Here is a 20,879-nt window from a genome sequence, read left to right on the forward strand (position 1 = left end):
AGCCGCTGGCACACGCCTTGAGGGAGTGTCACCGAGCGGCCGATGCCACGGACGGCAAGCAGCAGCGCGGACCCGAACCGTGTTGGGAGAGGACCGGGATGGAAGAGCGCACCAGCGACCCGACCCCCGCAGAGGGATCGTCCGGGCTCAGCTATCGGATGACCGCGCCGAGTCGGGCGGAGACTCCGGGGATCGCTCGGGACTGGGTGGTGTCCCTGTTGCGCGGGGCCGGTTGGGGGGACGGGCTGCGGGAGCGGGTGCGGCTCTGTACCTCCGAGGTGGTGACCAACGCGCACCGGCACACCGATACGCGGGAGATCACCGTCGAGGTGATGCTGCTGGACGGCCGTGTCACCGTCTACGTCTACGACTGCGCGCCCGAGCGGTGGCCGTCGGGCGGCACCGGGATACCGCTGATGGCCCCCGGCGGGCGCGGGCTCGCGCTGGTCGGCGCGTACGCGGACGAATGGGCGGCGGTGGCCCAGGGGGACTGCGTCAAGGTGGTCTGGTTCAGCCTGCGGTGACCCCGCCCCGCGCGGGGCCGTGAGTACGGGTACTCATGCGGGAAGGGTGGGCGCCGCCTAGGTTCGCGAGGTGCCTACCGACTCGACGACGCCGCCGCCCGCTTCCCGCCGGGGCGGCTGGTGTTGCCTGCTGTTCGCCGCCCTGCCCGTCGTCTGGTTCATCGCCGTCCTGGTCCTGCCCAAGTGGGCGTTCTGGTACCCGGTCTGGGTGGGGGCCGCGATCTGGAACGGCACGGACGGACAAGGCGGCATCAGCCACCTGCTCGGCTGACGGCCGGTCGTACACGGGGTCAGAGGACGGCCACCGGCGCGACCGGGGTGCCCGTGCCGCCGACGAAGGGTTCCGGCATCGCGGAGAGCAGGAAGGCGTGGCGGCCGGCCTCCGCACAGGCTGTGGACAACTCCTCCAGGTTCCAGTTCTGGCCCTGGTGCATGCCCATCTCGACCAGGTCGAGGGCGTGCACCGGGAGCCAGAGGTTCTCGATCTCCGGCGGGAAGATCTCGAAGGTCAGGGTGTCGTTCGCGACCGCCGCGACGTCGCGGGCGTGGAACCACTCCGGGGTGTGCACCGAGAGGCCGGGCGACGGGAAGCCGTAGCCGTGCTTGTCGCCCGCCAGGTAGACCTGGATCTGGCCGGTGCGGACGAGGACGATGTCGCCCGCGCGGACGGTGACCCCGGCGAACTCCTCCGCCTGCGCCAGGTCCTCCGGGGTGACGGCGTGGCCCCCCGGCAGCCGGTCCAGGCCCTTGGCGCGGGCCACGTCGAGCAGCACCCCGCGCGAGACGATCGGGCCGGCCTTCTCGATGCCGCTGAACTCGGCGCGCGCGTGGGCGGTGATCGTAGACGCCGGGCGGCCGTTGTAGATCCGGCCCGAGTGGGAGACGTGGGTCAGCGCGTCCCAGTGGGTGGCCGACTGCAGGCCCATCGTCACGGCGTCGTCGCTGCACGCGACCGTGCCCGGGCCGAAGATCTCCTGGTTGATCTGCACCATCGTGTGCAGCGGGTTGATCCGCCCGGGGATCAGGCCGGCCTGCACCCCGTCCTCCTTCAGGGGCAGCGCGAGCGGTACCCGCCGCCCCGTACGGATCTCCGCGGCGGCCGCCCGGACGACCTCGTCGGTGATCAGGTTCAGGGTGCCGATCTCGTCGTCGGCGCCCCAGCGTCCCCAGTTGTTGACGCGTTTGGCGATCTCGTGGAACTCGGCGGGCAGGCTCATGGCTTCCATCAGCTCCTTGTGGCGGGAAGTGCGGGGCGGAAGGCAACAGGGGCTTGTGCGAAGGGATCTGACTGGTCATAGAATCTAACGGACCGTCAGAAAACGCGGGAAGGGGCCAGACGTGGGGAACTTCTTGGCAGGCAAGGTCGTCGCCGTCACCGGCGCGGGCCGGGGCATCGGGCGGGCCGTGGCACTCGCCGCCGCCGCCGAGGGCGCCCGGGTCGTCGTCAACGACTACGGCGTCGGCATCGAGGGCGGCGAGCCCACCAGCGAGGTCGCCGAAACCGTGGTGAAGGAGATCACCGCCGCCGGAGGGCAGGCCGTGGCCGTCGCCGACGACATCTCCACCATGGCGGGCGGACAGCGCATCGTCGACACCGCCCTCGCCGAGTACGGGCGCATCGACGGGGTCGTGTGCGTCGCGGGCATCCTGCGCGAGCGGATGCTCTTCAACATGTCCGAGGAGGAGTGGGACCCCGTCGTCGCCACCCACCTCAAGGGCACCTTCACCGTCTTCCGGGCCGCGTCCGCCGTCATGCGCAAACAGGGCACCGGCACCCTCATCGGCTTCACCAGCGGCAACCACCAGGGCTCCGTCGCGCAGGCCAACTACAGCGCCGCCAAGGGCGGGATCATCTCCCTCGTCCGCAGCGCCGCCCTCGGCCTCAACAAGTACGGGGTGACGGCCAACGCCGTCGCGCCCGTCGCCCGCACCCGGATGTCCGCCAACGTGCCCATGGAACTCAAGGAGATCGGCGAACCCGAGGTCGTCGCCGCCCTCGTCACCTACCTCCTCAGCGACCGCGCCAAGGACGAGGGCATCACCGGGCAGGTCTACACGATCGCCGGCCCCAAGATCGCCGTCTGGGCGCAGCCGCGCGAACTGCGCGCCGCCTACGCCGCCGACGGCGCCTGGACCCCCGAGAAGATCGCCGACTTCCTGCCCGGGACGGTGGGCACCGACCCGATGCCCATGCTCGCGCAGCTGGAAGCCATGGCCAGGGCGGCGGCCGCCAAGGACCGCCCCAACGCGTAGGGAGCGGCGTGGACTTCAGCTTCGGAGCCGGGGACGAGGAACTGCGCGCCCGGGCCCGCGCATGGCTCACCGGCCACCTCGTGGGCCCGTACGCCGACGCCCGCGGCCTCGGCGGACCCGGCAGCGAGCACGAGGGCGTCGCCGCCCGCCGCGACTGGGAGCGGGAACTCGGCCGCGGCGGCTGGATCGGCCAGGGCTGGGAGGTCCCCGACGGCGCCTACGGGCAGCGGCGGCTCTCCCTCACCGGCCAGGTGGTGTGGGCGGAGGAGTACGCGGCGCTGCGCGCGCCCGGCCGCGTCGGCCACATCGGCGAGAACCTCCTCGCGCCCACCCTCATCGCCTACGGCACCCCCGAGCAGCAGGGCCGCCACCTGCCCGCCATCGCCCGGGGCGAGGAACTGTGGTGCCAGGGCTACAGCGAGCCGGGCGCCGGATCGGACCTCGCCGGGGTGCGCACCACCGCCGTACGCGACCCCGCAGACGGACTGCCGCGCGTCACCGGGCAGAAGATCTGGACCTCCCTCGCGCAGGACGCCGACTGGTGCTTCGTCCTGGCCCGCACCGAACCCGGCTCGCGGCGCCACCACGGCCTGTCCTTCCTCCTCGTACGGATGGACCAGCCGGGCCGCGTCGAGGTCCGCCCGATCCGGCAGATGTCGGGCACGGCCGAGTTCAACGAGGTCTTCTTCGACGGGGCCGTGGCCGACGGGACCGTCGGCGGCGAGGGCAACGGCTGGACCGTCGCCATGGGCCTCCTCGCCCTGGAACGCGGCGTCTCCACCCTCGTCCAGCAGATCGGCTTCGCCGCCGAACTGGAACGGGTCGTCCACGCCTACGCGGCCTCCGGCGCCCCGGACCCCGTCCTGCGCGACCGCCTCGTACGGCAGTGGGCCGAGCTGCGCACCATGCGCTGGAACGCCCTGCGCACCCTGGGCGCGGCGGGGGATCCGGGCGCGCCCAGCGTGGCCAAGCTGCTGTGGGGCGGCTGGCACCGGCGGCTCGGGGAACTGGCGGTGGCCGTCCGCGGGGCGGCGGCCACGGCCGGGCCGGGACCCTGGGCGCACGAGGCACCGTACGAACACGGGCTCGACGAGGAGCAGCGCCTGTTCCTGTTCACCCGGGCCGACACGATCTACGGCGGCTCGGACGAGATCCAGCGGAACATCATCGCCGAGCGCGTGCTCGGCCTGCCTAAGGAGCCCAGGTGAGAGGCGTCGTGTTCGACGGCAAGCAGGCCCAGGTGGTCGACGATCTGGAGATCCGGGATCCCGGGCCGGGGGAGGTGCTGGTCGCGGTCTCGGCGGCCGGACTGTGCCACAGCGACCTCTCGGTGATGGACGGGACGATCCCGTTCCCGCCGCCGGTGGTGCTCGGGCACGAGGGCGCCGGGGTGGTGGAGGCGGTCGGAGCCGGGGTCACGCACGTGACGGCCGGGGACCACGTCTCGCTGTCTACGCTCGCCAACTGCGGGGCGTGCGCCGACTGCGACCGGGGCCGGCCGACGATGTGCCGCAAGGCGATCGGGATGCCGGGGCAGCCGTTCTCGCGCGGCGGGAAGCCGCTGTTCCAGTTCGCCTCCAACTCGGCCTTCGCGGAGCGCACGATCGTCAAGGCCGTCCAGGCGGTGAAGATCCCCGACGACATCCCGCTCACCTCGGCCGCGCTGATCGGATGCGGGGTCCTCACGGGCGTGGGGGCTGTCCTGAACCGGGCGAAGGTGGACCGGGGCGAGTCGGTGGTCGTCATCGGCACCGGCGGGATCGGGCTCAACGTCCTGCAGGGCGCGCGGATCGCGGGGGCCACCACCATCGTGGCGGTGGACGCCAACCCCGCGAAGGAGGCGGTGGCCCGGCAGTTCGGCGCCACGCACTTCATCGATGCCTCGGCCGTGGCGGACACCCCGGCGGCCGTCCGCGAGATCCTGCCGACGGGCGCGGACCACGCCTTCGAGTGCGTGGGCAGCGTCAAACTGATCCGGCAGGCGATCGACCTCCTCGACCGGCACGGGCAGGCCGTCCTGCTGGGCGTGCCGGGCTTCAAGGAGGAGGCGTCGTTCCTCGTCTCGTCCCTGTACCTGGACAAGACGATCATGGGGTGCCGGTACGGGTCCTCGCGTCCGCAGCGCGACATCGCGCTGTACGCCGAGCTCTACCGGCAGGGCCGGCTGCTGCTGGACGAGCTCGTCACGGAGCGGTACCCGGTCGAGGACTTCGCGAAGGCCGTGGACGACGCCCGGCACGGGCGGGTGGCCCGGGGGGTGCTCACGTTCTGACCGTCCCGTGGGGAAACCGGCCCTGACCCGAGGAGGTCGGGGCCGGTCCGCGTCGGGGGCCGGGGCCTCAGTCGGCCAGGCGGCCGAAGCGGCCCTTGTGGAAGAGGAGCGGGTCGCCCTCGCCGGCCGCGCCCATGGCCTCGACGCGGCCCACGACGATGAGGTGGTCCCCGCCGGTGTGGACGGCCTGGATCCGGCAGTCGATCCAGGCGGGCACGTCCTCCAGCTGCGGGGACCCGGTGGCCGGGGCGGGCCGGTGGGAGACCCCCGCGAACTTGTCGGCGCCGCTGACCGCGAACGCCCGGCACAGCTCGCCCTGTTCGGCGCCCAGGATGTTGACGCAGAACACCCCGGCGCGGGCGATCCGGGGCCAGGTGGTCGACGTACGGGCCACCATGAAGGTGACCAGGGGCGGGTCGAGGGAGAGGGAGGCGAAGGACTGGCAGGCGAAGCCGGCCGGGCCCTCGCCGGGATCCCCGGCCGCCGCGTCCCGTGCGGGCGGGGCGGTGATGATCGTGACCCCGCTGGCGAAGTTCCCCAGGACGGCCCGGAATTCGGCGGGGCTGACCGGCGCCCGCTCGTCCTCCCCGACGGCCCGAAGGTCGGGTCGGGGCAGGGCGTCGACGGGGTCGGGCTCCGGCCCCGCGGAGGTGGGGGAGCCGACCGACCTGAGGTATCGGACGACGGTGGCCGCCATCCCTGCGTGTCCCATCACACCCACGATTGAACCTGACGGTGCGTCAGATGGGAAGGGGTGCGGGGCCGGTCCTCGACCGCTTCCGGGGGTCCCCGCCATCCCCGATCCGCCGTACGGGTGAAACGGGCCGTCCCCCACGGCCCGTACGGACCTCCGTGGGCGGCGGCTCGGCATCGTGTCGGGCGGAACGGACCCCGTAACCCCGTACCTCCAGGAGGACACCATGCTCGGCACCGCCTTCCGTACCGGATCGCCCAACTGGCTCGACCTCGGAAGCCCCGACACCGACGCGGCCGCCGCCTTCTACGCCCGGGTCTTCGGCTGGCACTTCGTCTCCGCCGGGCCCGAGGCGGGCGGGTACGGCTTCTTCCAGCTCCAGGGCAAGACGGTCGCCGCGCTCGGCCCGCTCACCGAGGAGGGCGCGCCGTCCGCCTGGATGGTGCACTTCCAGAGCGCCGACGTCCGGGCCACCTCCGAGGCCGTCCGCGCCGGGGGCGGGCGGGTGCGGATGGAGCCCATGGACGTCATGGGGGAGGGCTGGCTGGCGCAGTACACCGACCCGCAGGGCGCGGAGTTCGCCTGCTGGCAGCCCGGCAAGACCGCCGGGCTCGGGCTCGCCTCCGACGTGAACTCCCTGGTGTGGGTGGAGCTGCACGTTCCCGACCCGGTCGCGGCCGTCGCCTTCTACCGCTCCCTCTTCGGGTGGCGGCACGCCGAGATGCAGGCCCCCGGCATGCTGTACCGGGTGCTCAGCATCGCCGACGGCGACCAGCAGGAGGGTTCCTTCGGCGGGGTCGCCCCGCAGGGCGAGGGCGCGGGCGGCGCCTCGACCATCGTGCCGCGCTGGGTGCCCTACTTCAACGTCGCGGACGTCGACGCCACCATCACGGCGATCGAGGGGGGCGGCGGCGAGGTGCTGATGCCGGCGGCGGACGTGCCGCAGGTCGGCCGGATCGCCTGGGCCTCGGACCTGGGCGGGGCGGTGTTCGCGCTGCTGACGCCGGACCCGCAGATGTGACGCGGGGCCGGCCGGGCCGTGGCTAGCGGCCGACGTACTTGGGTGTGCGGCGTTCCACGAAGCTGGCCACGCCCTCGTTCGCGTCGGCGGTGGTCATGTTCAGCTCCTGGGCGGTGGCCTCGGCGGCCAGCGCGGTCGCCCGGTCCCCGTCCAGGGAGGCGTTGACGAGCTGCTTGGTCAGGGCCAGGGCGCGGGTCGGGCCCTGGGCGAGGCGCTCCGCCCAGGCCCGGGCGGCGGCCTCCAGCCCGTCGGCCGGGACCACCTTGTTGACGAGGCCGAGCCGGGCCGCCTCCGCCGCCGGGACGGCGTCCCCGAAGAACATCAGCTCCTTGGCCTTCTGCGGGCCGAGGAGGCGGGGCAGGAGGTACGCGCCGCCGCCGTCGGGGACGAGGCCGCGGCGGACGAACACCTCGATGAAGCGGGCCTCTTCGGCGGCGATGACCAGGTCGCAGGCGAGGGCGAGGTGGGCGCCGATGCCGGCGGCGGTGCCGTTGACGGCGGCGATGACGGGCTTCTCGCAGTCGAGGACCGCGGTGATCAGGCGCTGGGCGCCCAGCCGGATCATGCGGGCCACGTCGCCCGCGACGCGGTCCCCCGCCGGGGTGGAGGGGGAGCCGCGGAGGTCGGCGCCCGCGCAGAAGCCCTTGCCGGTGGCGGTGATCACGACGGCCCGGACCCCGGGGTCGGCGGAGGCCTCGGCGAGCAGCGCGATGACGCGTTCGCGCTGGTCCCAGGTGACGGCGTTCATCGCCTCGGGCCGGTTGAGGATGATCCACGAGACGCCGGCTTCCCGGCGGTGGAGGATCTCGTCGGACATGGGGTCCCTTCGGGAGTGGGGGGTTGGATTCAGCCTCGCCGGCGATTGAGGCGCGGGGGTCCGGGGGCGGAGCCCCCCCGGGAGCGGCGCCGCACCCGTAAACGACCGGCCAGGTCACCGGCAGATGGCCAGGGCGTCCAGGGCCACCGCGCCCTGGCCCCGGGGGAGGACCATCAGGGGGTTGATGTCCAGTTCCGAGAGGACGTCGCCCAGTTCCAGCGCCATCCGCTGGACCCGGAGGACGACCTCCACCAGCGCGTCGACGTCGGCCGGCGGTGCGCCCCTGACGCCCTCCAGGAGGGCGTGGCCGCGCAGTTCGGTCAGCATGTGGCGGGCCTGGTCCTCCCCGAAGGGCGGGACCCGGACCGCCGCGTCGCGCAGCACCTCCACCAGGACACCCCCGAGGCCGACGGTGACGGTGGGGCCGAAGAGGTCGTCCTGGGTGACGCCGACGACCATCTCGACGCCGCGCTCGACCATCTGGCAGACCAGGATGCCGTCCAGCGGGACGTTCTCGTAGCGGGCTATGTCGGTGAGCTCCCGGTACGCGTCGCGGATCTGGCTCGCGGAGGTCAGACCGATCTTGACCAGGCCGAGTTCGGTCTTGTGGGCGAGCTGGGGGCCCGAGGCCTTCATGACCACCGGGTAGCCGACCAGCCCCGCCGCCCGGACGGCGGCGGCCGCGCTGGTGACGAGCTGCTCGCGGGGGACCCGTATCCCGTACGCGCGCAGCAGCTGCTTGGCCGCGTGCTCGCTGAGCTGCTGGCCCGGCCGCATCAGGGCCTGCGCCTTGCGGTACGAGGGGGAGGGGGTGCGGGGGGCCTCGTCGAAGGGGGAGCGGTAGGAGGCGGTGAAGCGGTGGTGGCCGAGGTACGCGCGGACGGCGGTGATGCAGTTGCCGAACGTACGGAACGTGGCCACGCGGGAGGAGCCGAGGAGGGTGGTGCGGTAGGCCTCCTCGGTGCCGACCGGGGAGCCCCAGATCACGCAGATCAGTTTGTCGGTGGCCTCCGCCGCGTCCACCAGGTCCTGGGCGAGCTTGTCGCTCATCGGGGGGAACGGGCCGGTGATCGGGCAGATCAGGACGCCCACCGAGGGATCGGCGAGGATCGCGTCGATGATCTTGCGGCCGCGCCAGTCGCCGACGGGGTGGCCGCCGTTGTCCACGGGGTTGGCGACGTTGAGGTAGTCGGGGATCCACTGGTGGAGTTCCCGCTGCTTGGCCTCCGAGAGGGCGGGGAGGGTCAGGCCCGCCTCCGTGGCCAGGTCGGAGAAGTGGGCGCCGGTGCCGCCGGAGATGGAGTAGACGACCACCCCGTCGGCCAGCGGGGCCCGGGCGCGGGCGAGGAGGGCGGCGGTGTCCTGCAGCTCGTCGAGCCCGTCGACGCGGATCACGCCGAACTGCCGCATCGCGGCGTCCACGACGGTGTCGGCCCCGGTGAGCTTCCCGGTGTGGGAGGCGGCCATCCGGGCGCCGGTCTCGGTGCGGCCGACCTTGACGGCGACGACGGGGACCCCGTTGCGGGCGGCCCGGTCGGCGGCGAGGAGGAACTGACGGCCGTCCTTGAGGCCCTCCACGTAGCAGGCGATGGCCCCGACCTCGGGCTGCTCGGCGAAGTAGGAGATGAAGTCGGAGGTCTCCAGGTCGGCCTCGTTGCCCGTCGGCGCCCAGTGGGAGAGCCGGATCCCCAGCTCCTGGAGGGTGTAGACGGGGCGGCCCTGGTGGCCGGACTGGGTGATGAGGGCGATGGCCGGGCCGTCGAGGTCCTCGCGGAACTCCTCGAAGGCGTTGAGGTTGGTGTTGGGGCCCAGCAGACGCAGCCCCGAGCGTTTCACGGCCGCGGCGAGGCGGGCCTGCGCGGCGGCGCCCGCGTCTCCGGTCTCGGCGAAGCCGGAGGCGAAGGCCACCGCGAACTTCACCTTCGTGTCGGCCAGTTGCTCGATGACGGGGAGCGGGTCCGAGACGAGGAGGACGGCGAGGTCCACCTGTTCGGGCAGCTCGGCGACCGAGGCGTGGCAGGGCAGCCCGAACACGGTGGCGCGGGTGGGGTGCACCGGGTGGAGGCGGGCGCCGACCCGCTCCGCCCAGGCGATGAGCTGCCGCGTGATGCCCGTGTTCGGTCTGCCGTCGGCGTCGGAGGCGCCGATGACGGCCACGGACTCGGGCCGGAAGAACCGGTCCAGGTCGGGCACATCGGAGTGCAGGGGCCGTCCGCTGACGTCCAGCGCGGCCGCGTCCTCGACGGACGGCGCCGCCGTGGAGTGGACGGCCGTCCTGGGGGTCTCCCCGCAGGCCTCGACACGTGCGCGGAAGTCGGTGGTGAGGGTGCCGTGAGTAGATCCAAGCATCGTTCCGCCCGCTCCTGCTCGATGAACCTCGATGAAATCCATAGCTGACGCGTAGTCAGATTACTGAACTGACGCGCCGTCAGGAACAGGGCTGCGCAGGAAAGGTGGTGGAGGTGATGTGCCTGAACGGTGGCAGAGCCGTCCGGGGGTGGTCCAGACCCGTTTCGGCCTAGGCGCGGGAGGGGGTGCGGGTGCGCGAGCGGGCGCGCTGGCGGCGGGAGAGGGCGCGGGCGATCCTTTCCGCGTCCAGGGCCAGTTCTCGGAGCATCCCGCTGATCGGGTTCGTGTACCCGGTGAAGTAGAGGCCCGGAGCCCGGTCCGGGGTGCGGGACCCGTGGACGAGGGGGCGCCCGCGCCCGTCGAGTACGCCGAGGTGGCCCACCAGCCCCTCCAGCGCCCGGCGGTAGCCCGTCGCCGCGATCACCGCGTCCGGGGTGATCCGCGTACCGTCCGCCAGCACCACCTCGTCCCCGTCGAAGGAGGCGACCGCGGCCACCGGCTCCACCCGACCCCCGCGCACCGCGTCGATCAGCCCCACGTCCTGCACCGGCACCGCCCCCTGCCGCACCCGGCTGTACAGGCCGGTCGTCGGCCGCGGCAGCCCGTACGCGGACAGGTCGGGTACGGAGACCCGCGCGACCAGCGCCCCCAGCCGGTCCACGACCCGCACCGGCAGCCTGCGCACCAGGATCCCCGTGCGCTGCGCCGGCCACCCGGCCGTCGAGCGGCGCACGATGTGCGGGGCGGTGCGCACGGCGAGCCGCACCCGGGCCGCCCCGCCCTCGACGAGGTCCACGGCTATCTCGGCCCCGGTGTTGCCGACGCCGACGACGAGGACGTCCTGCCCGGCGTACGGCTTCGGCTCGCGGTACGCGGCCGCGTGCAGCAGCTGCCCGGTGTACGTGTCCCGGCCCGGCCAGTCGGGCAGGGCGGGGGTGTGGTTGTAGCCGGTCGCCACGACCACCGCCCCGGCGGCCAGCATCCGCCCGCCCGAGGCGTGCAGGGTCCAGCCCTCCCCGTCGGCGGCGGGCTCGATCCGGGTCACCTCGACGCCCGTGACCAGCTCCAGCTCGTGGAACTCGGCGTACTTCTCCAGGTAGCGCACCACGTCCGCCCGGGCGACCCAGCGCCCGAAGCGCCGCGGGATCGCCAGCCCGGGCAGCGCGGAGAGGCGCCGGGTGGTGTGCAGGCGCAGCCGCTCGTAGTGGCCCCGCCAGGACGCTCCGACGGAGCCGGACTTCTCGACGACCACGGCCCGCACCCCCCGGGCGCGCAGCGCGGCGGCGACGGCGAGGCCGCCGGGACCCGCGCCGATCACGTACACGGGACGGGGCTGGGTGCTGGTCAGGTCGGGCTCGGACATGAGGAGTGAGCGTATCGACACTCAGCGTTGATGGGTCTCGGACGAGGAGGGAATCGATTGCGGATCGATCACGGTGGGTCCGGCGCGGCGCGGCGGGGCGGTCGCTGTGGAGTGGGCGCTGTGGAGCCGTCGCTGTGGGGCGGTCGCGGTGGACCGGCCGTAGCCGCGCCGTCCGTCGTCGCGCGGCGGGCCCGTCCGGGCGTGACCGGCGTTGCTGCGGCCGTCGTGGGCCGCCGCGCTGTCACAGTGGAGGCCCCGCCCCGCCCCGAGAGGAACGCGCGATGTGGCAGCCCGACGGGTGGGACGTACGCGTCCGCCTCGGAATCCTCACCCCGCACGCCGACGTCGGCCCCGAGTCGGAGCTGCGCGCCATGGCCCCGGCCGATGTGGGCCTGCACGCGGCGCGGGTGCCGTTCGGGGCGATGGGGCGCGGGGGCGCGATGGACGCGACCATCCCGCTGGCCCCCGTACGGGCCTTCGCGGAGCCCCCGCACGTGGACGAGGCCGCCGCCCTGCTGGCCGCCGCGCCCGTGGCGGCGCTCGCCTTCGCCTTCACGAGCTCCGCGTACGTCATCGGGCCGCGCGGCGAGGCGCACATGCTGGCCCGGCTGGGGGAGCGGGCCCACGGGCTGCCGGTGGTCGCCACCTGCGCGGCCGCCGCCGAGGCGCTGCGGGTTCTGGGTGCCGGGAGGATCGCCCTCGTGGACCCGCCGTGGTTCGACGACACCCTCAGCGAGCTGGGGCGGGGCTACTACGAGGACTGCGGGTTCGAGGTCGCGTACGCCGCCCCGTGCGGCCTGCCCAGCGGCCAGACGCTGATCGGGCCCGGGGCCCTGCACGACTGGGTGGCGGCGCACGTGCCGGACGCGGCCGAGGCGGTGGTCATCGGCGGCAACGGCTTCCGCGCGGTGGGGGCGATCGGGGCCCTGGAGACCACCCTCGGCAGGCCGGTGCTGACCGCGAACCAGGTGCTGCTGTGGGCGGCCCTGCGGGCGGCGGGGGCGGGGACGGGTGAAGTCGCGGGGTACGGGCGGGTGTTCGGGGAGGCGTAGGGGGGGCGGGGCCGTGTGGGAGGGCGTGCGGGAGGCCTTGCGGGATCGCCGCCGATCCGCTGAACTGACGTACCGTCAGTTCAGCGGATTGGGTGAGGGATGCGGACCATCTGGCTCAGCGGCGCCGAATGGCTGGCCGTACTGCGTATCGGGCTCGGCCTGTGGTGGCTGGAGAGCTGGCGGCACAAGGACAAGAAGGGCTGGTTCGAGCGCGGGACCGGCATAGCGTGGGCCGCCGACGTCGCCGGCAAGCACCGCTGGCCCTTCGTCAAGACCGGCTTCGCGACGGTCGTCCAGCCGCGCCCCCGGCTCATGGCGTACGTCGTCGTCTACGCCGAACTCGCCCTGGGGCTGGGCCTGGTGCTCGGGTTCCTGACACCGGTGGCCCTGATCGGCGGGCTGCTGCTGAACCTGCTCTACCTGGTCCTGATGATCCACGACTGGGCCGAGCAGGGGCAGAACGCCATGATGGCGCTGATCTCGCTCGTCGCCCTCTTCGCCATGGCCGGGCAGACCTGGTCCCTCGACGCGTCGATCGGAATCTTCCCGTGAGCACCCTGCGCCACGACCTCCCGGAGACGGACGAGTTCACCCGGCCCTACTGGGACGCCGCGGCCGAGGGCCGCCTGCTGCTGCGCCGCTGCGCCGACTGCGGGCGCGCCCACCACTACCCCCGCGAGTTCTGCCCCTTCTGCTGGGCCGGCGAGGACCGGGTGGCCTGGGAGCGGGCGAGCGGCCGCGCGACCCTCTACACCTGGTCGGTGATCCACCGCAACGACCTCCCGCCCTTCGGCACGCGCGTCCCGTACGTGGCCGCCGTGGCCGACCTCGCCGAGGGGCCCCGGATGATGACCGAGGTCGTCGACTGCCCGGACGGCGGCCTGCGCATCGGCATGCCCCTGGAGGTCACCTTCCGGGAGGCGGCCGAGGGCGTGTGGGTGGCCGTCTTCCGGCCCGCGTAGGACCTGCGCTACGGCCAGAGCAGTTCGCGCGCCCAGGCCCCGCCCGCGGTGCGCCGGTAGCGCAGGCGGATGTGGCGGCGGGCGGCGTCGCCCTGGAAGAACTCCGCCTCGACGGGGTCGAGTACGTACCGGGTCCAGGTCGGCGCGGGCGCGTCCGGCTCGGCCCCGGCCCGCTCCCACGCCGCCGCCGAGGCCCGCGCCAGCTCCTGCGCCGAGCCCAGGACCTCGCTCTGGTGCCCCGTCAGCGCGGCCGCCAGCGCCCCGCGCGAGCGCACCGCCAGGTCGGCCCGGCTCTCCTCGGGCCCGCACGCGGTGACCGGGCCCCGGATCCGCACCTGCCGCCCCACCGCGGGCCAGTAGAAGCACAGCGCCGCCTGCGGGTGCTCCGCCAGCTGGCGCCCCTTGGCGCTGGTGGCGTGCGAGGCGAAGTGCCAGCCCCGCCCGTCGGCGTCGTGCAGCATCAGGACGCGTACGTCGGGCCGCCCCTCGGCGTCCACCGTCGCCAGGCTCATCGTGTGCGGCTCGGCCTGCCCCGTCCGGGCGGCCTGGACGAACCACTCCCGGAACAGGTCCACCGGCCCGTCGGGAGCGGCCGCGGGATCGAACCCGGGAAGCGGGGTGTCCCACACCCGGAGCGAGTGCAGGGTGGCGTGGAAGTCGCTGGTCATGCGCACCAGGCTAGATCGCGCCCCCATGGATACGCACGGAGTTCCGGCGCGGGGGCCGCTGGACCGGTGGGCGGGCACCGCCGCTTACCAGACCGGCCGCCGTGGCGTCGGCGAAGCGCGGAGTCGCCCACGGCGCGGCCGGCACGGTGGCAGCATGGGCCGCCGGGACGAGGCCACCAGGGGGCGCCGTGAGCGACGACGTACGCAAGAGGCTTGCCGGACTCGGGCTGCGGCTGCCGGAGGTGAGCCCGCCCAAGGGGGCTTACGTACCGGCCGTGCGCAGCGGAAGGTACGTGTTCGTCGCGGGACAGATCCCCCTGACGGACGGCGAGCTGACCCTGACCGGCCGGGTGGGCGCGGAGGTCGCGCCCGAGCGGGCCAAGGAGCTCGGCAGGCAGTGCGCGCTGGCGGCACTGGCGGCCGTCGACTCGGTGGCCCCGCTGGAATCCGTGGTGCGGGTGGTGAAGGTGGTCGGGTACGTGTCCTCGGCGCCCGGGTTCACCCGGCAGGCCGGGGTCGTGGACGGGGCGAGCGAGCTGTTCGTGGAGGTGTTCGGCGACGCGGGCCGACACGCCCGCAGCGCGGTCGGGGTGGAGATCCTGCCGCTCGACGCGCCCGTGGAGATCGAGATCGTCGTGGAGGTCGCCCCGCCGCGCGACGGCGACGCGCCGTAGACCCGGCGGTCCTGCCGCCCGGCCGCCCCTGCCGCCCGGTCGTCAGGCGATCGGGACCGCCGTGCCGGTCACCTCGATGCCGGCCGCCGGATCCGCCGGCACGCCCACCCTGATCAGGCTCGGCCGCCCCATGTCCACCCCTTGGTGCAAGGTCAGCAGCGCGGGCACGGCGACCAGCCCGAGGGCGCGCAGGTACCCGCCGAGGGCTGCGGCCGCCGCACCCGTCGCCGGGTCCTCGACCACGCCCCCGGGCGGGAAGGGGTTGCGGGCGTGGAAGACGGACTCCGACTCGCGGTGGACCAGGGCCACCGTGGCCCAGTCCCGGCGCGCCATCAGGTCGCCGAGGGCGGCCATGTCGTAGTCGAGGTCGGAGAGCCGGGACCGGCTCGCTGCCGCGATCACCGGATGCCAGGCGCCGGCGTACGCGGCCCGGGGCGGCAGGGCGGGGTCGAGGTCGGCGGCGGACCAGCGCAGCGCGGCCAGGAGCTCGTCCAGGTCGGCCCCGGCGATGGCCTCCGTACGGGGCTCCACGCTCACCAGCGTCGCCACGACGGTGCCGTCCGGGCCCGCCGACGTGGTCACCGGGACCGGCCCCGCCTGGGTGTGCAGCAGCAGCCGGCCCACGCCGTGCCGCCGGGCGTGGGCGACCGCGGTGGCGATGGTGGCGTGCCCGCAGAAGGGCACCTCGGTCTGCGGGCTGAAGTAGCGGATGTCGAGCGCGCCGTCCTGGCGGGGGACGACGAAGGCCGTCTCCGAATAGCCGACCTCCGCCGCCGTGGCGGCCATCGTCGGCTCGTCGATGCCGGTGGCGTCCAGCACCACACCCGCCGGGTTACCGCCCAGCGGGTCGGTGCTGAAGGCCACGTAGCGCAAGAGGTCCATTCCCCGAACGTAGCCCCCGGCCGACGGCCCGTCAAAAATCGTCAGTCGTAAGCAGGTTGACGTATTTATGGCTCATAGGGCCAGTTCGGCGGGCCGCTCAGGCCCAGGTGAGCAGCTGCCCGGACGCGGCGACGCCCACCGCGAATCCCAGTGCGATTCTGCGGTCCCCGCGGCTGGGCCGTACCGCGTGGAAGAAGCGGGGGTCGATGAGCAGCGCCTCGCCGACCTCCGGGGTGAGCTCGATGGACTCGGCGCCGCGCACCACCGCCTCGTCGTACCCGTAGGAGGCGGTGGGAATCCGGTGCGCCTCGTCCTCGGGCTGCCAGCGGTGCCGCCACAGGACCGTCTCGCCGCCGGCGGGCGGCACACTGAGGTAGAGGTTGAAGGCGAACTGGCCGATCAGGGGGGTGTCGAGGAGGTCGCCCGCGTACTCGCGCAGCGCGTCGTCGAAATGGACCTGGAAGCCCTGGTTGGGTTCCCGGGCCACCCCGGCGCCCATCTCCCTGCCGCCCCGGCGGCCGATCTCCACACCGGGCGGCCAGTGCGCGGCGAGCCCCTCCCGGCAGGTGCGGAACGGATCGAAGGACAGGCCCAGGCCCTCCCAGGCCTCGTGATGCCCTTCCAGGGCCTTCCAGTAGCTGTCGGCGACCCCGCCGTCCGCCATGTGGTCGCTGACGCCGACGCCGAACCGCATGACCGGCGGATGGATGCGCGCCCTGCCGTAGGAGTCGAACACCTGCGCCTTCAGGGCGCCGAGCACCTCTTCGCACCGCTCCCGGGACAGGAAGCCGGGCACCCGCACCGCCGCGTACCGGCCGGCGGCGAGGCCGGCGAGCAGGTCGTGGGAGAACGCCGGAGCGGTGACGGCGCGGAAGAACGGATCGTGCGGTGGTCCCGGTAACAGGTCGTCCGTGGATTGCGCTGACGTCATTCGTTCGCCCCCCGGTCGTCGAGAACAGAGAACAGAGAACAGAGAGAAGAGAGAACAAGCGGTGCGGCTATCCGGGATGCGCCCCGCTGGTGGCCCGGAACGCGGTCTTGGCGTCGAGTTCGAGCGCCTGGCGTCCGGCCTCCAGCGCCTCCATCGCGATCCGCCTGCCGACCTCCGCCTGCATCTCCTCCAGGTCGCTCCCCGGAGCACCCCACTGCAGGGACTGGTCGTTGTTCGTCTCGGTGGGGAGAGCGTTCATCGGCGGACCTCCGCGCATTTCGGTGTGGGACGCGTCACACAGGGTGAAGCACCGTCAGGCTATGCGCAAGTGCCCAACGGTCGGTGGAATTCCGCACAACTGCCCCCGAATCAAAGAGGTTTCAGCCGGGCATCTCCCGCTCCAGCTTCTCCAGCAGCCCCTTGGCCTGCACGGAGAGCGGGTGCTCCGAAGCCACCACCCGGTCGAGGTCGTGCACCAGTGCCCTCAGCTTGTTCACCGCTTCGGGCGTACGCCCCCGGATGCCCAGGAGGACGAGGACGTGGGTGAACCGGAAGCGCATCACGAGGTTGGAGTCCGCGGGCTGGGACGCGTCCCGCAGCGCCTCCCGGATGACCTGCTCCGCCTCGTCCTCGCGGGCCTGGCCCAGCAGGGCGTGCGTCAGCGTCTCCCCCACCCGCAGGATCTCGGGTGTGGAGGGCGGCCAGTGGTTGCGGCGGCTGATGTCCAGGATCTGCCGGGTCTCCGCCTCGGCCTCCTCGTACCGGTCGAGGGCGAGCATCGCCCGGGCCAGGGTGTGCCGGACCACGAGCGTGTCGTAGTTCTCGGGGCCGCGCACCTGGTTCTCCGCCTCGACGATCGAGCGCAGCATGAGCTCGACCTTCTCCTTCTTCTCCTTGTCCCCCTTCTGCTCGTTGATCGCGCGGGCGAGCTTGTGCCGGCTGGCGAGGGTGTCGGCGTCGTTCTCGCCCAGGATGCGGGTGCGCGCCTCGACCACCAGCCGCAGCTCCTCCTCGGCGAGCGTCAGCTGCTCGCGGTCGAGGCGGATGCGGCCCTGCTCGTGGCGCAGGCCGAGGATCTCCCGGTCGTCGCGGTCGAAGCCGAAGGAGGAGCACCCCTCGATCAGCGAGTGGACGAGGTCGTACGCGGGCACCAGCAGGCCCATCGCGATCAGGTAGCGGGCGGTCAGCCGGGCCAGCTCCAGGGCCGCCGTCCGTACGCTGCGGTCGGACGGTTTGAGGTCGCCGAGCAGACAGGCCCGGGCGACCTCCAGCGCGTGCGGGGCGAGCGCCGACCACAGCGGCCAGTTGGCGGGGTGGTCCGGATTGCGCAGGTGGGTGGCCGAGAGCACCATCCGCACGGCGAGGCCGTAGTAGTCCGCGGACCGGTCCCGTACCTCTTCGTTCTCGCGCAGGACGCCGTGCACGACGGGGTGCAGGGTCAGTACGTGGGCCAGGTCGCGTTCCGCGACGCCCTCGCGCTCGTAGGCGTCGACCAGGCCGAAGTCCTCCAGGCCCGCCAGCGCGGCGGCGGTCCGGGCCGGGGTGGCGCCGGGGAACAGCGGGGACTGGCCGAGCGCGGGGCCGCCGAGCAGGCAGCGGTAGGGGATCGGGGCGATGCTCAGGCAGGCGAGGACCTTCAGCAGGGTCGCCGACTGGCCCAGCTTGCGGCGCCGCAGCAGGTCCAGGGCGATCCCGCAGACCTGGTCCACGATCTCCCGGCCCAGCAGCTCGCTGAGGTCCGGCCCGGCCTGGTCCGCGGAGGTCCCGACCCGCGCGGCGAAGGTCCGGCGGAAGGTCTCGAAGTCCCGGATGTCGGTGTCCAGGGAGACGTGGCTCTCGTTGACGGCCTTGATCACGTCCGCGGCGTGCCGCAGCGCGAGGGGCAGCCCGCCCAGCTCCCGCGACAGCCTGCGGGCGTCCTCGTTCGTACCGCCCAGCCCGCCGGTGCGCTCCAGCAGCAGGGACGCGCCGTCGTCCTCGTGCAACGGCAGGACCTGGTGGACGGTGCTCCAGTCGCCCCAGGTCTGGCGGCGGCGCACCCGGCTGGTGACCAGGACCGTGCCGTTGGCGTTCTGCGGCTTGCGCAGCCAGCCCGTCCCGTCGGAGACCAGGCCGTCACGGGGACCGAGCCGGGCCGGGTCGTCGGCGTTGTCGAAGATCAGCAGCCAGGGGTCCGGGCAGTCGTTCAGCAGCTTCCACACCAGGTCCATGGCGCTGCCGAGCAGCCAGGCCCGCTCGACCGTGATCGAGGGGGCGCCGAGGTCATGGGCCATCATCCGCATGCGCAGGCTCAGCTCGGGCATCGACACCCACCACACGCGGTGCCCGGCCCGCTGGGCGCGGTCGGCGACCTCCAGGGCCAGCCGGCTCTTCCCGGACCCGCCCAGCCCCGCCAGCACGTTCACCTGCTGGGCGGACCGCCCCGACAGCAGGGACGCGACCAGGCTCTGCCGGTCCTGCCCCTTGAACTGGCCCTCCTCCAGCTTCCCGTACGGCGGGGGCGGAAAGGGCGCCAGATCCGCCTCGCCGGCGCCGGGCGCCGGCAGCAGGGGCCGCCCCGACGTCTCGGCCGGAGTACGGGAACGGGCGGGCGGCAGCGCGATGCCGGAGACGGCCGCACCGGGCTCCTCCTCCGGGGAGGTCCCCCGGGCGACCTCCAGCAGGGCGCTGCGCACGGCCATGTAGGAGGCGGCGGAACGGTCCTCGGGCTGGACGATGGAGAAGTGGTCGGCGGTGACCACCCCACCCTTGGGGAAGACCCCGCGGGCCACGACCGGCGGGACGACGTCGTCGGCGGAGCCCCCGTAGGCGCGTACGGGTATGGGGCACTCCTGGTCGCTGTACTCGCGGCCGTGGACGACCGCGCTCAGGACGGTGCGCTGGGCTTCGGTCACCGCGCGGTCGAAGGGCCGCAGCTGCTTCTCCTGCGGGTTGCGCCAGAGTTTGAGGGCCTTGCGGACGGTGAGGAAGAAGCCGGAACCGGTGTTGGGGCAGGCGAACATCGTGAAGTGCTTGATGCGGGCCAGGTCGCCGCCCTCGCCGTTCCACAGCTTCCGGGCGAGGAACCGCTGCACGACCAGGCCGCCCTGGCTGTGGGTGACCAGCACGATCCGCTCGGCGTCGGCGAGTTCGGTCTCCAGGAACGTCCCGAGCTGGTCGGCGACGTCATCGGTCTCGGCCACCCGGCGGTCGGGCCGGAGCCGCACGAGCGGGGAGTCGTACTGGAAGGGGTGGACGCTGACCCAGTCGCAGAGGTCCGGATCGGAGTCGACGAGTTCCCGAAAGGCCTTCCACACCTTCGCCGAGGAGAACAGACCGTGCACCAGCACGAGGTGGACGCGTGTCCGTACCGCCATCCCGAACCTCCGCAACCAGAAGGTGTGTTGAAGCAGAACGATTTCGGTCACAGGTGAAGAGCTACCCGCGTCAATGATGCACGAGGGGTGACCGCAGGAGCCATAACGAGACAGCCGCCGACGCGGGGGACGGGACGGCGCGCCGGGCGCGCGCCGGGGCGCACTCCTGCGCCGGCGCGGCCGTGGGAGACGATGACCGAAAGATCGAATACCGAGGGGGGCCGGGTATGTGGGGGAAGTGGATCGGTTGCGATGTTCCGGAAGGCATGCGGGAGGGCTTCTCGGCGGCGCAGGGCGGCTGGTCGGCGATCGGTGACCAGCCCGGGCTCGTCGGGCAGGTGGGCGGCTGGGATCCGCGCACCGGTCACGCCCGCGTCCTGGGCCTGTGGACCGACGCGGACACCTACGCGCGCTTCATGCGAGACCGCCACGACACCGTCGTAGCGGGACTTCGCCAGGGGGAGACCTACTCCGGCATCGACATCGCGGCCGGGGAGACCGTCCTCGACCTGGACGGTGACCTGCCCGGCGGCCTGGCGGCCGCCGGTCTGCTGCGGGTGGCCGACTGCCGACTGTTTCCGGGCCGCGAGGAGCACTTCCTCGAAGTGCAGCGCACGGTGTGGGGACCGGGCATGGCCGCGTCCGGCGGCCTGCTCGCCGGAACGGTCACCCGCCTCGATCCGGCCCGCTACCTCGTCACCACCCTGTGGACCGGCCCGGACGCCCACCGGCACTACACCGAGGCACACCTGCCCGCCCTGCACACCCGCGCCCGGGTACAGGACGACGCCCAGTCGATCACCGGCCACGCCCTCCCCCTGGAACCGTCATGGCGCATCCTGCCGACGTCACCCTCCCGGTGACCTCGTCAACCACGCCCTGACGCCCGTCATTTCGCTGTCTGGTGTGGTCAGGCCTCCCCCGGCCCTGGATTTGGTGGTTGTGGGCCCGGATCTCGGGCCCGCCCAGGCGGGGAGGGGTCGGGCATCGCTGACGGGGCCGCTCCTCTTGGCTCCTGCCCCGTGACCGTTCTTTTGGGGGTTTCCCGTCGGTCTTCGTTT

21 protein-coding genes are annotated in these 20,879 nt (G+C 73.4%); 11 read left to right on the forward strand and 10 right to left on the reverse strand.

What is annotated here, in order from left to right; genetic code table 11:
• Positions 1 to 158 precede the first annotated feature (158 nt).
• A complete protein-coding gene (locus ACFV0Q_RS07355) occupies positions 159 to 524 on the forward strand; it encodes an ATP-binding protein (protein ID WP_385001881.1) in 366 nt (121 codons plus the stop codon).
• 70 nt (positions 525 to 594) lie between these two features.
• Positions 595 to 795: a hypothetical protein gene (locus ACFV0Q_RS07360; protein ID WP_385001801.1), complete on the forward strand. Its 201-nt coding sequence runs from the start codon at positions 595 to 597 to the stop codon at positions 793 to 795.
• A 19-nt stretch (positions 796 to 814) separates the two neighbouring features.
• On the opposite strand, the gene ACFV0Q_RS07365 is transcribed toward ACFV0Q_RS07360, so the two are convergent.
• Positions 815 to 1,741, reverse strand: coding sequence for a cyclase family protein (locus ACFV0Q_RS07365; protein ID WP_385001884.1), 927 nt, complete (start codon positions 1,739 to 1,741; stop codon positions 815 to 817).
• 121 nt (positions 1,742 to 1,862) lie between these two features.
• Here ACFV0Q_RS07365 and ACFV0Q_RS07370 point away from each other — a divergent pair, with 121 nt between their 5' ends.
• From ACFV0Q_RS07370 to ACFV0Q_RS07380, 3 genes are read left to right on the forward strand one after another with little or no spacing between them, the layout of a single operon-like run.
• Positions 1,863 to 2,777 (forward strand): SDR family NAD(P)-dependent oxidoreductase, encoded by a 915-nt coding sequence (locus ACFV0Q_RS07370; protein WP_385001804.1) that lies wholly within the window; start codon positions 1,863 to 1,865, stop codon positions 2,775 to 2,777.
• An 8-nt stretch (positions 2,778 to 2,785) separates the two neighbouring features.
• The gene (locus ACFV0Q_RS07375; RefSeq protein ID WP_385001807.1) at positions 2,786 to 3,985 is read left to right on the forward strand and encodes an acyl-CoA dehydrogenase family protein; all 1,200 of its coding nucleotides are present in this window, start codon (positions 2,786 to 2,788) and stop codon (positions 3,983 to 3,985) included.
• Positions 3,982 to 5,049 (forward strand): Zn-dependent alcohol dehydrogenase, encoded by a 1,068-nt coding sequence (locus ACFV0Q_RS07380; protein ID WP_385001809.1) that lies wholly within the window; start codon positions 3,982 to 3,984, stop codon positions 5,047 to 5,049. Before ACFV0Q_RS07375 ends, ACFV0Q_RS07380 begins: the two co-directional genes overlap by 4 nt.
• A 67-nt stretch (positions 5,050 to 5,116) precedes the next feature.
• Here ACFV0Q_RS07380 and ACFV0Q_RS07385 read toward each other — a convergent pair whose 3' ends face one another.
• Positions 5,117 to 5,761 carry a flavin reductase family protein gene (locus ACFV0Q_RS07385; RefSeq protein ID WP_385001812.1) on the reverse strand — a complete coding sequence of 215 codons (645 nt, stop codon included), beginning with the start codon at positions 5,759 to 5,761 and terminating at the stop codon, positions 5,117 to 5,119.
• A 208-nt stretch (positions 5,762 to 5,969) separates the two neighbouring features.
• On the opposite strand from ACFV0Q_RS07385, the gene ACFV0Q_RS07390 reads away from it, so the two are divergent.
• A complete protein-coding gene (locus ACFV0Q_RS07390; RefSeq protein WP_385001815.1) occupies positions 5,970 to 6,764 on the forward strand; it encodes a VOC family protein in 795 nt (264 codons plus the stop codon).
• Between the two features lie 22 nt (positions 6,765 to 6,786).
• Here the strand turns inward: ACFV0Q_RS07390 and ACFV0Q_RS07395 are convergent, their stop codons facing one another.
• From ACFV0Q_RS07395 to ACFV0Q_RS07405, 3 genes are all read right to left on the reverse strand, one after another.
• Positions 6,787 to 7,581: an enoyl-CoA hydratase/isomerase family protein gene (locus tag ACFV0Q_RS07395; protein ID WP_385001817.1), complete on the reverse strand. Its 795-nt coding sequence runs from the start codon at positions 7,579 to 7,581 to the stop codon at positions 6,787 to 6,789.
• Between the two features lie 114 nt (positions 7,582 to 7,695).
• On the reverse strand, positions 7,696 to 9,930 hold the full coding sequence (locus tag ACFV0Q_RS07400; protein ID WP_385001820.1) for an acetate--CoA ligase family protein: 2,235 nt from the start codon (positions 9,928 to 9,930) through the stop codon (positions 7,696 to 7,698).
• A gap of 169 nt (positions 9,931 to 10,099) precedes the next feature.
• On the reverse strand, positions 10,100 to 11,293 hold the full coding sequence (locus ACFV0Q_RS07405; protein ID WP_385001823.1) for a flavin-containing monooxygenase: 1,194 nt from the start codon (positions 11,291 to 11,293) through the stop codon (positions 10,100 to 10,102).
• A 281-nt stretch (positions 11,294 to 11,574) separates the two neighbouring features.
• Between ACFV0Q_RS07405 and ACFV0Q_RS07410 the strand changes: the two genes are divergently transcribed.
• The 3 genes from ACFV0Q_RS07410 to ACFV0Q_RS07420 all read left to right on the forward strand — a co-directional run bounded on the left by ACFV0Q_RS07410 (position 11,575) and on the right by ACFV0Q_RS07420 (position 13,307).
• Positions 11,575 to 12,345, forward strand: a complete 771-nt coding sequence (locus ACFV0Q_RS07410) for a maleate cis-trans isomerase (protein ID WP_385001826.1) — start codon at positions 11,575 to 11,577, stop codon at positions 12,343 to 12,345.
• A 99-nt stretch (positions 12,346 to 12,444) separates the two neighbouring features.
• Positions 12,445 to 12,897, forward strand: coding sequence for a DoxX family protein (locus ACFV0Q_RS07415; RefSeq protein ID WP_385001829.1), 453 nt, complete (start codon positions 12,445 to 12,447; stop codon positions 12,895 to 12,897).
• Positions 12,894 to 13,307, forward strand: a complete 414-nt coding sequence (locus tag ACFV0Q_RS07420) for a Zn-ribbon domain-containing OB-fold protein (protein WP_385001832.1) — start codon at positions 12,894 to 12,896, stop codon at positions 13,305 to 13,307. The genes ACFV0Q_RS07415 and ACFV0Q_RS07420 overlap by 4 nt, the downstream gene beginning before the upstream one ends.
• Before the next feature lie 8 nt (positions 13,308 to 13,315).
• Here ACFV0Q_RS07420 and ACFV0Q_RS07425 read toward each other — a convergent pair whose 3' ends face one another.
• Positions 13,316 to 13,975, reverse strand: a complete 660-nt coding sequence (locus tag ACFV0Q_RS07425) for a pyridoxal 5'-phosphate synthase (RefSeq protein WP_385001835.1) — start codon at positions 13,973 to 13,975, stop codon at positions 13,316 to 13,318.
• 188 nt (positions 13,976 to 14,163) lie between these two features.
• Between ACFV0Q_RS07425 and ACFV0Q_RS07430 the strand changes: the two genes are divergently transcribed.
• The gene (locus ACFV0Q_RS07430) at positions 14,164 to 14,649 is read left to right on the forward strand and encodes a RidA family protein (protein ID WP_385001838.1); all 486 of its coding nucleotides are present in this window, start codon (positions 14,164 to 14,166) and stop codon (positions 14,647 to 14,649) included.
• 42 nt (positions 14,650 to 14,691) lie between these two features.
• Here ACFV0Q_RS07430 and ACFV0Q_RS07435 read toward each other — a convergent pair whose 3' ends face one another.
• The 4 genes from ACFV0Q_RS07435 to ACFV0Q_RS07450 form a co-directional block, all read right to left on the reverse strand.
• Positions 14,692 to 15,531, reverse strand: coding sequence for a PhzF family phenazine biosynthesis protein (locus tag ACFV0Q_RS07435; protein WP_385001841.1), 840 nt, complete (start codon positions 15,529 to 15,531; stop codon positions 14,692 to 14,694).
• Positions 15,532 to 15,628: 97 nt separating this feature from the next.
• Entirely contained in the window at positions 15,629 to 16,462 is an 834-nt protein-coding gene (locus ACFV0Q_RS07440) for a proline hydroxylase (RefSeq protein ID WP_385001845.1), read from the reverse strand.
• 67 nt (positions 16,463 to 16,529) lie between these two features.
• Complete coding sequence (locus tag ACFV0Q_RS07445) at positions 16,530 to 16,721, reverse strand: hypothetical protein (RefSeq protein WP_385001848.1); 192 nt, start codon at positions 16,719 to 16,721, stop codon at positions 16,530 to 16,532.
• 121 nt (positions 16,722 to 16,842) lie between these two features.
• Entirely contained in the window at positions 16,843 to 19,818 is a 2,976-nt protein-coding gene (locus ACFV0Q_RS07450; protein WP_385001851.1) for an alpha/beta fold hydrolase, read from the reverse strand.
• Between the two features lie 227 nt (positions 19,819 to 20,045).
• On the opposite strand from ACFV0Q_RS07450, the gene ACFV0Q_RS07455 reads away from it, so the two are divergent.
• A complete protein-coding gene (locus tag ACFV0Q_RS07455) occupies positions 20,046 to 20,681 on the forward strand; it encodes a DUF4937 domain-containing protein (protein WP_385001855.1) in 636 nt (211 codons plus the stop codon).
• The last annotated feature ends 198 nt before the right edge of the window (positions 20,682 to 20,879 follow it).

The sequence above is a fragment of the Streptomyces sp. NPDC059564 genome, assembly GCF_042735575.1.
Taxonomy (GTDB): Bacteria; Actinomycetota; Actinomycetes; order Streptomycetales; family Streptomycetaceae; genus Streptomyces.

What these genes read in the sequence shown, in the direction of transcription:
- ACFV0Q_RS07405 (WP_385001823.1), bottom strand. Translation starts at nt 11,293, where the DNA reads ATGTCCGAGCCCGACCTGACCAGCACCCAGCCCCGTCCCGTGTACGTG.
- ACFV0Q_RS07455 (WP_385001855.1), top strand. Translation starts at nt 20,046, where the DNA reads ATGTGGGGGAAGTGGATCGGTTGCGATGTTCCGGAAGGCATGCGGGAG.
- ACFV0Q_RS07355 (WP_385001881.1), top strand. Translation starts at nt 159, where the DNA reads ATGACCGCGCCGAGTCGGGCGGAGACTCCGGGGATCGCTCGGGACTGG.
- ACFV0Q_RS07385 (WP_385001812.1), bottom strand. Translation starts at nt 5,761, where the DNA reads ATGGGACACGCAGGGATGGCGGCCACCGTCGTCCGATACCTCAGGTCG.
- ACFV0Q_RS07445 (WP_385001848.1), bottom strand. Translation starts at nt 16,721, where the DNA reads ATGAACGCTCTCCCCACCGAGACGAACAACGACCAGTCCCTGCAGTGG.
- ACFV0Q_RS07400 (WP_385001820.1), bottom strand. Translation starts at nt 9,930, where the DNA reads ATGCTTGGATCTACTCACGGCACCCTCACCACCGACTTCCGCGCACGT.
- ACFV0Q_RS07450 (WP_385001851.1), bottom strand. Translation starts at nt 19,818, where the DNA reads ATGGCGGTACGGACACGCGTCCACCTCGTGCTGGTGCACGGTCTGTTC.
- ACFV0Q_RS07425 (WP_385001835.1), bottom strand. Translation starts at nt 13,975, where the DNA reads ATGACCAGCGACTTCCACGCCACCCTGCACTCGCTCCGGGTGTGGGAC.
- ACFV0Q_RS07410 (WP_385001826.1), top strand. Translation starts at nt 11,575, where the DNA reads ATGTGGCAGCCCGACGGGTGGGACGTACGCGTCCGCCTCGGAATCCTC.
- ACFV0Q_RS07390 (WP_385001815.1), top strand. Translation starts at nt 5,970, where the DNA reads ATGCTCGGCACCGCCTTCCGTACCGGATCGCCCAACTGGCTCGACCTC.
- ACFV0Q_RS07395 (WP_385001817.1), bottom strand. Translation starts at nt 7,581, where the DNA reads ATGTCCGACGAGATCCTCCACCGCCGGGAAGCCGGCGTCTCGTGGATC.
- ACFV0Q_RS07440 (WP_385001845.1), bottom strand. Translation starts at nt 16,462, where the DNA reads ATGACGTCAGCGCAATCCACGGACGACCTGTTACCGGGACCACCGCAC.
- ACFV0Q_RS07415 (WP_385001829.1), top strand. Translation starts at nt 12,445, where the DNA reads ATGCGGACCATCTGGCTCAGCGGCGCCGAATGGCTGGCCGTACTGCGT.
- ACFV0Q_RS07435 (WP_385001841.1), bottom strand. Translation starts at nt 15,531, where the DNA reads ATGGACCTCTTGCGCTACGTGGCCTTCAGCACCGACCCGCTGGGCGGT.
- ACFV0Q_RS07365 (WP_385001884.1), bottom strand. Translation starts at nt 1,741, where the DNA reads ATGAGCCTGCCCGCCGAGTTCCACGAGATCGCCAAACGCGTCAACAAC.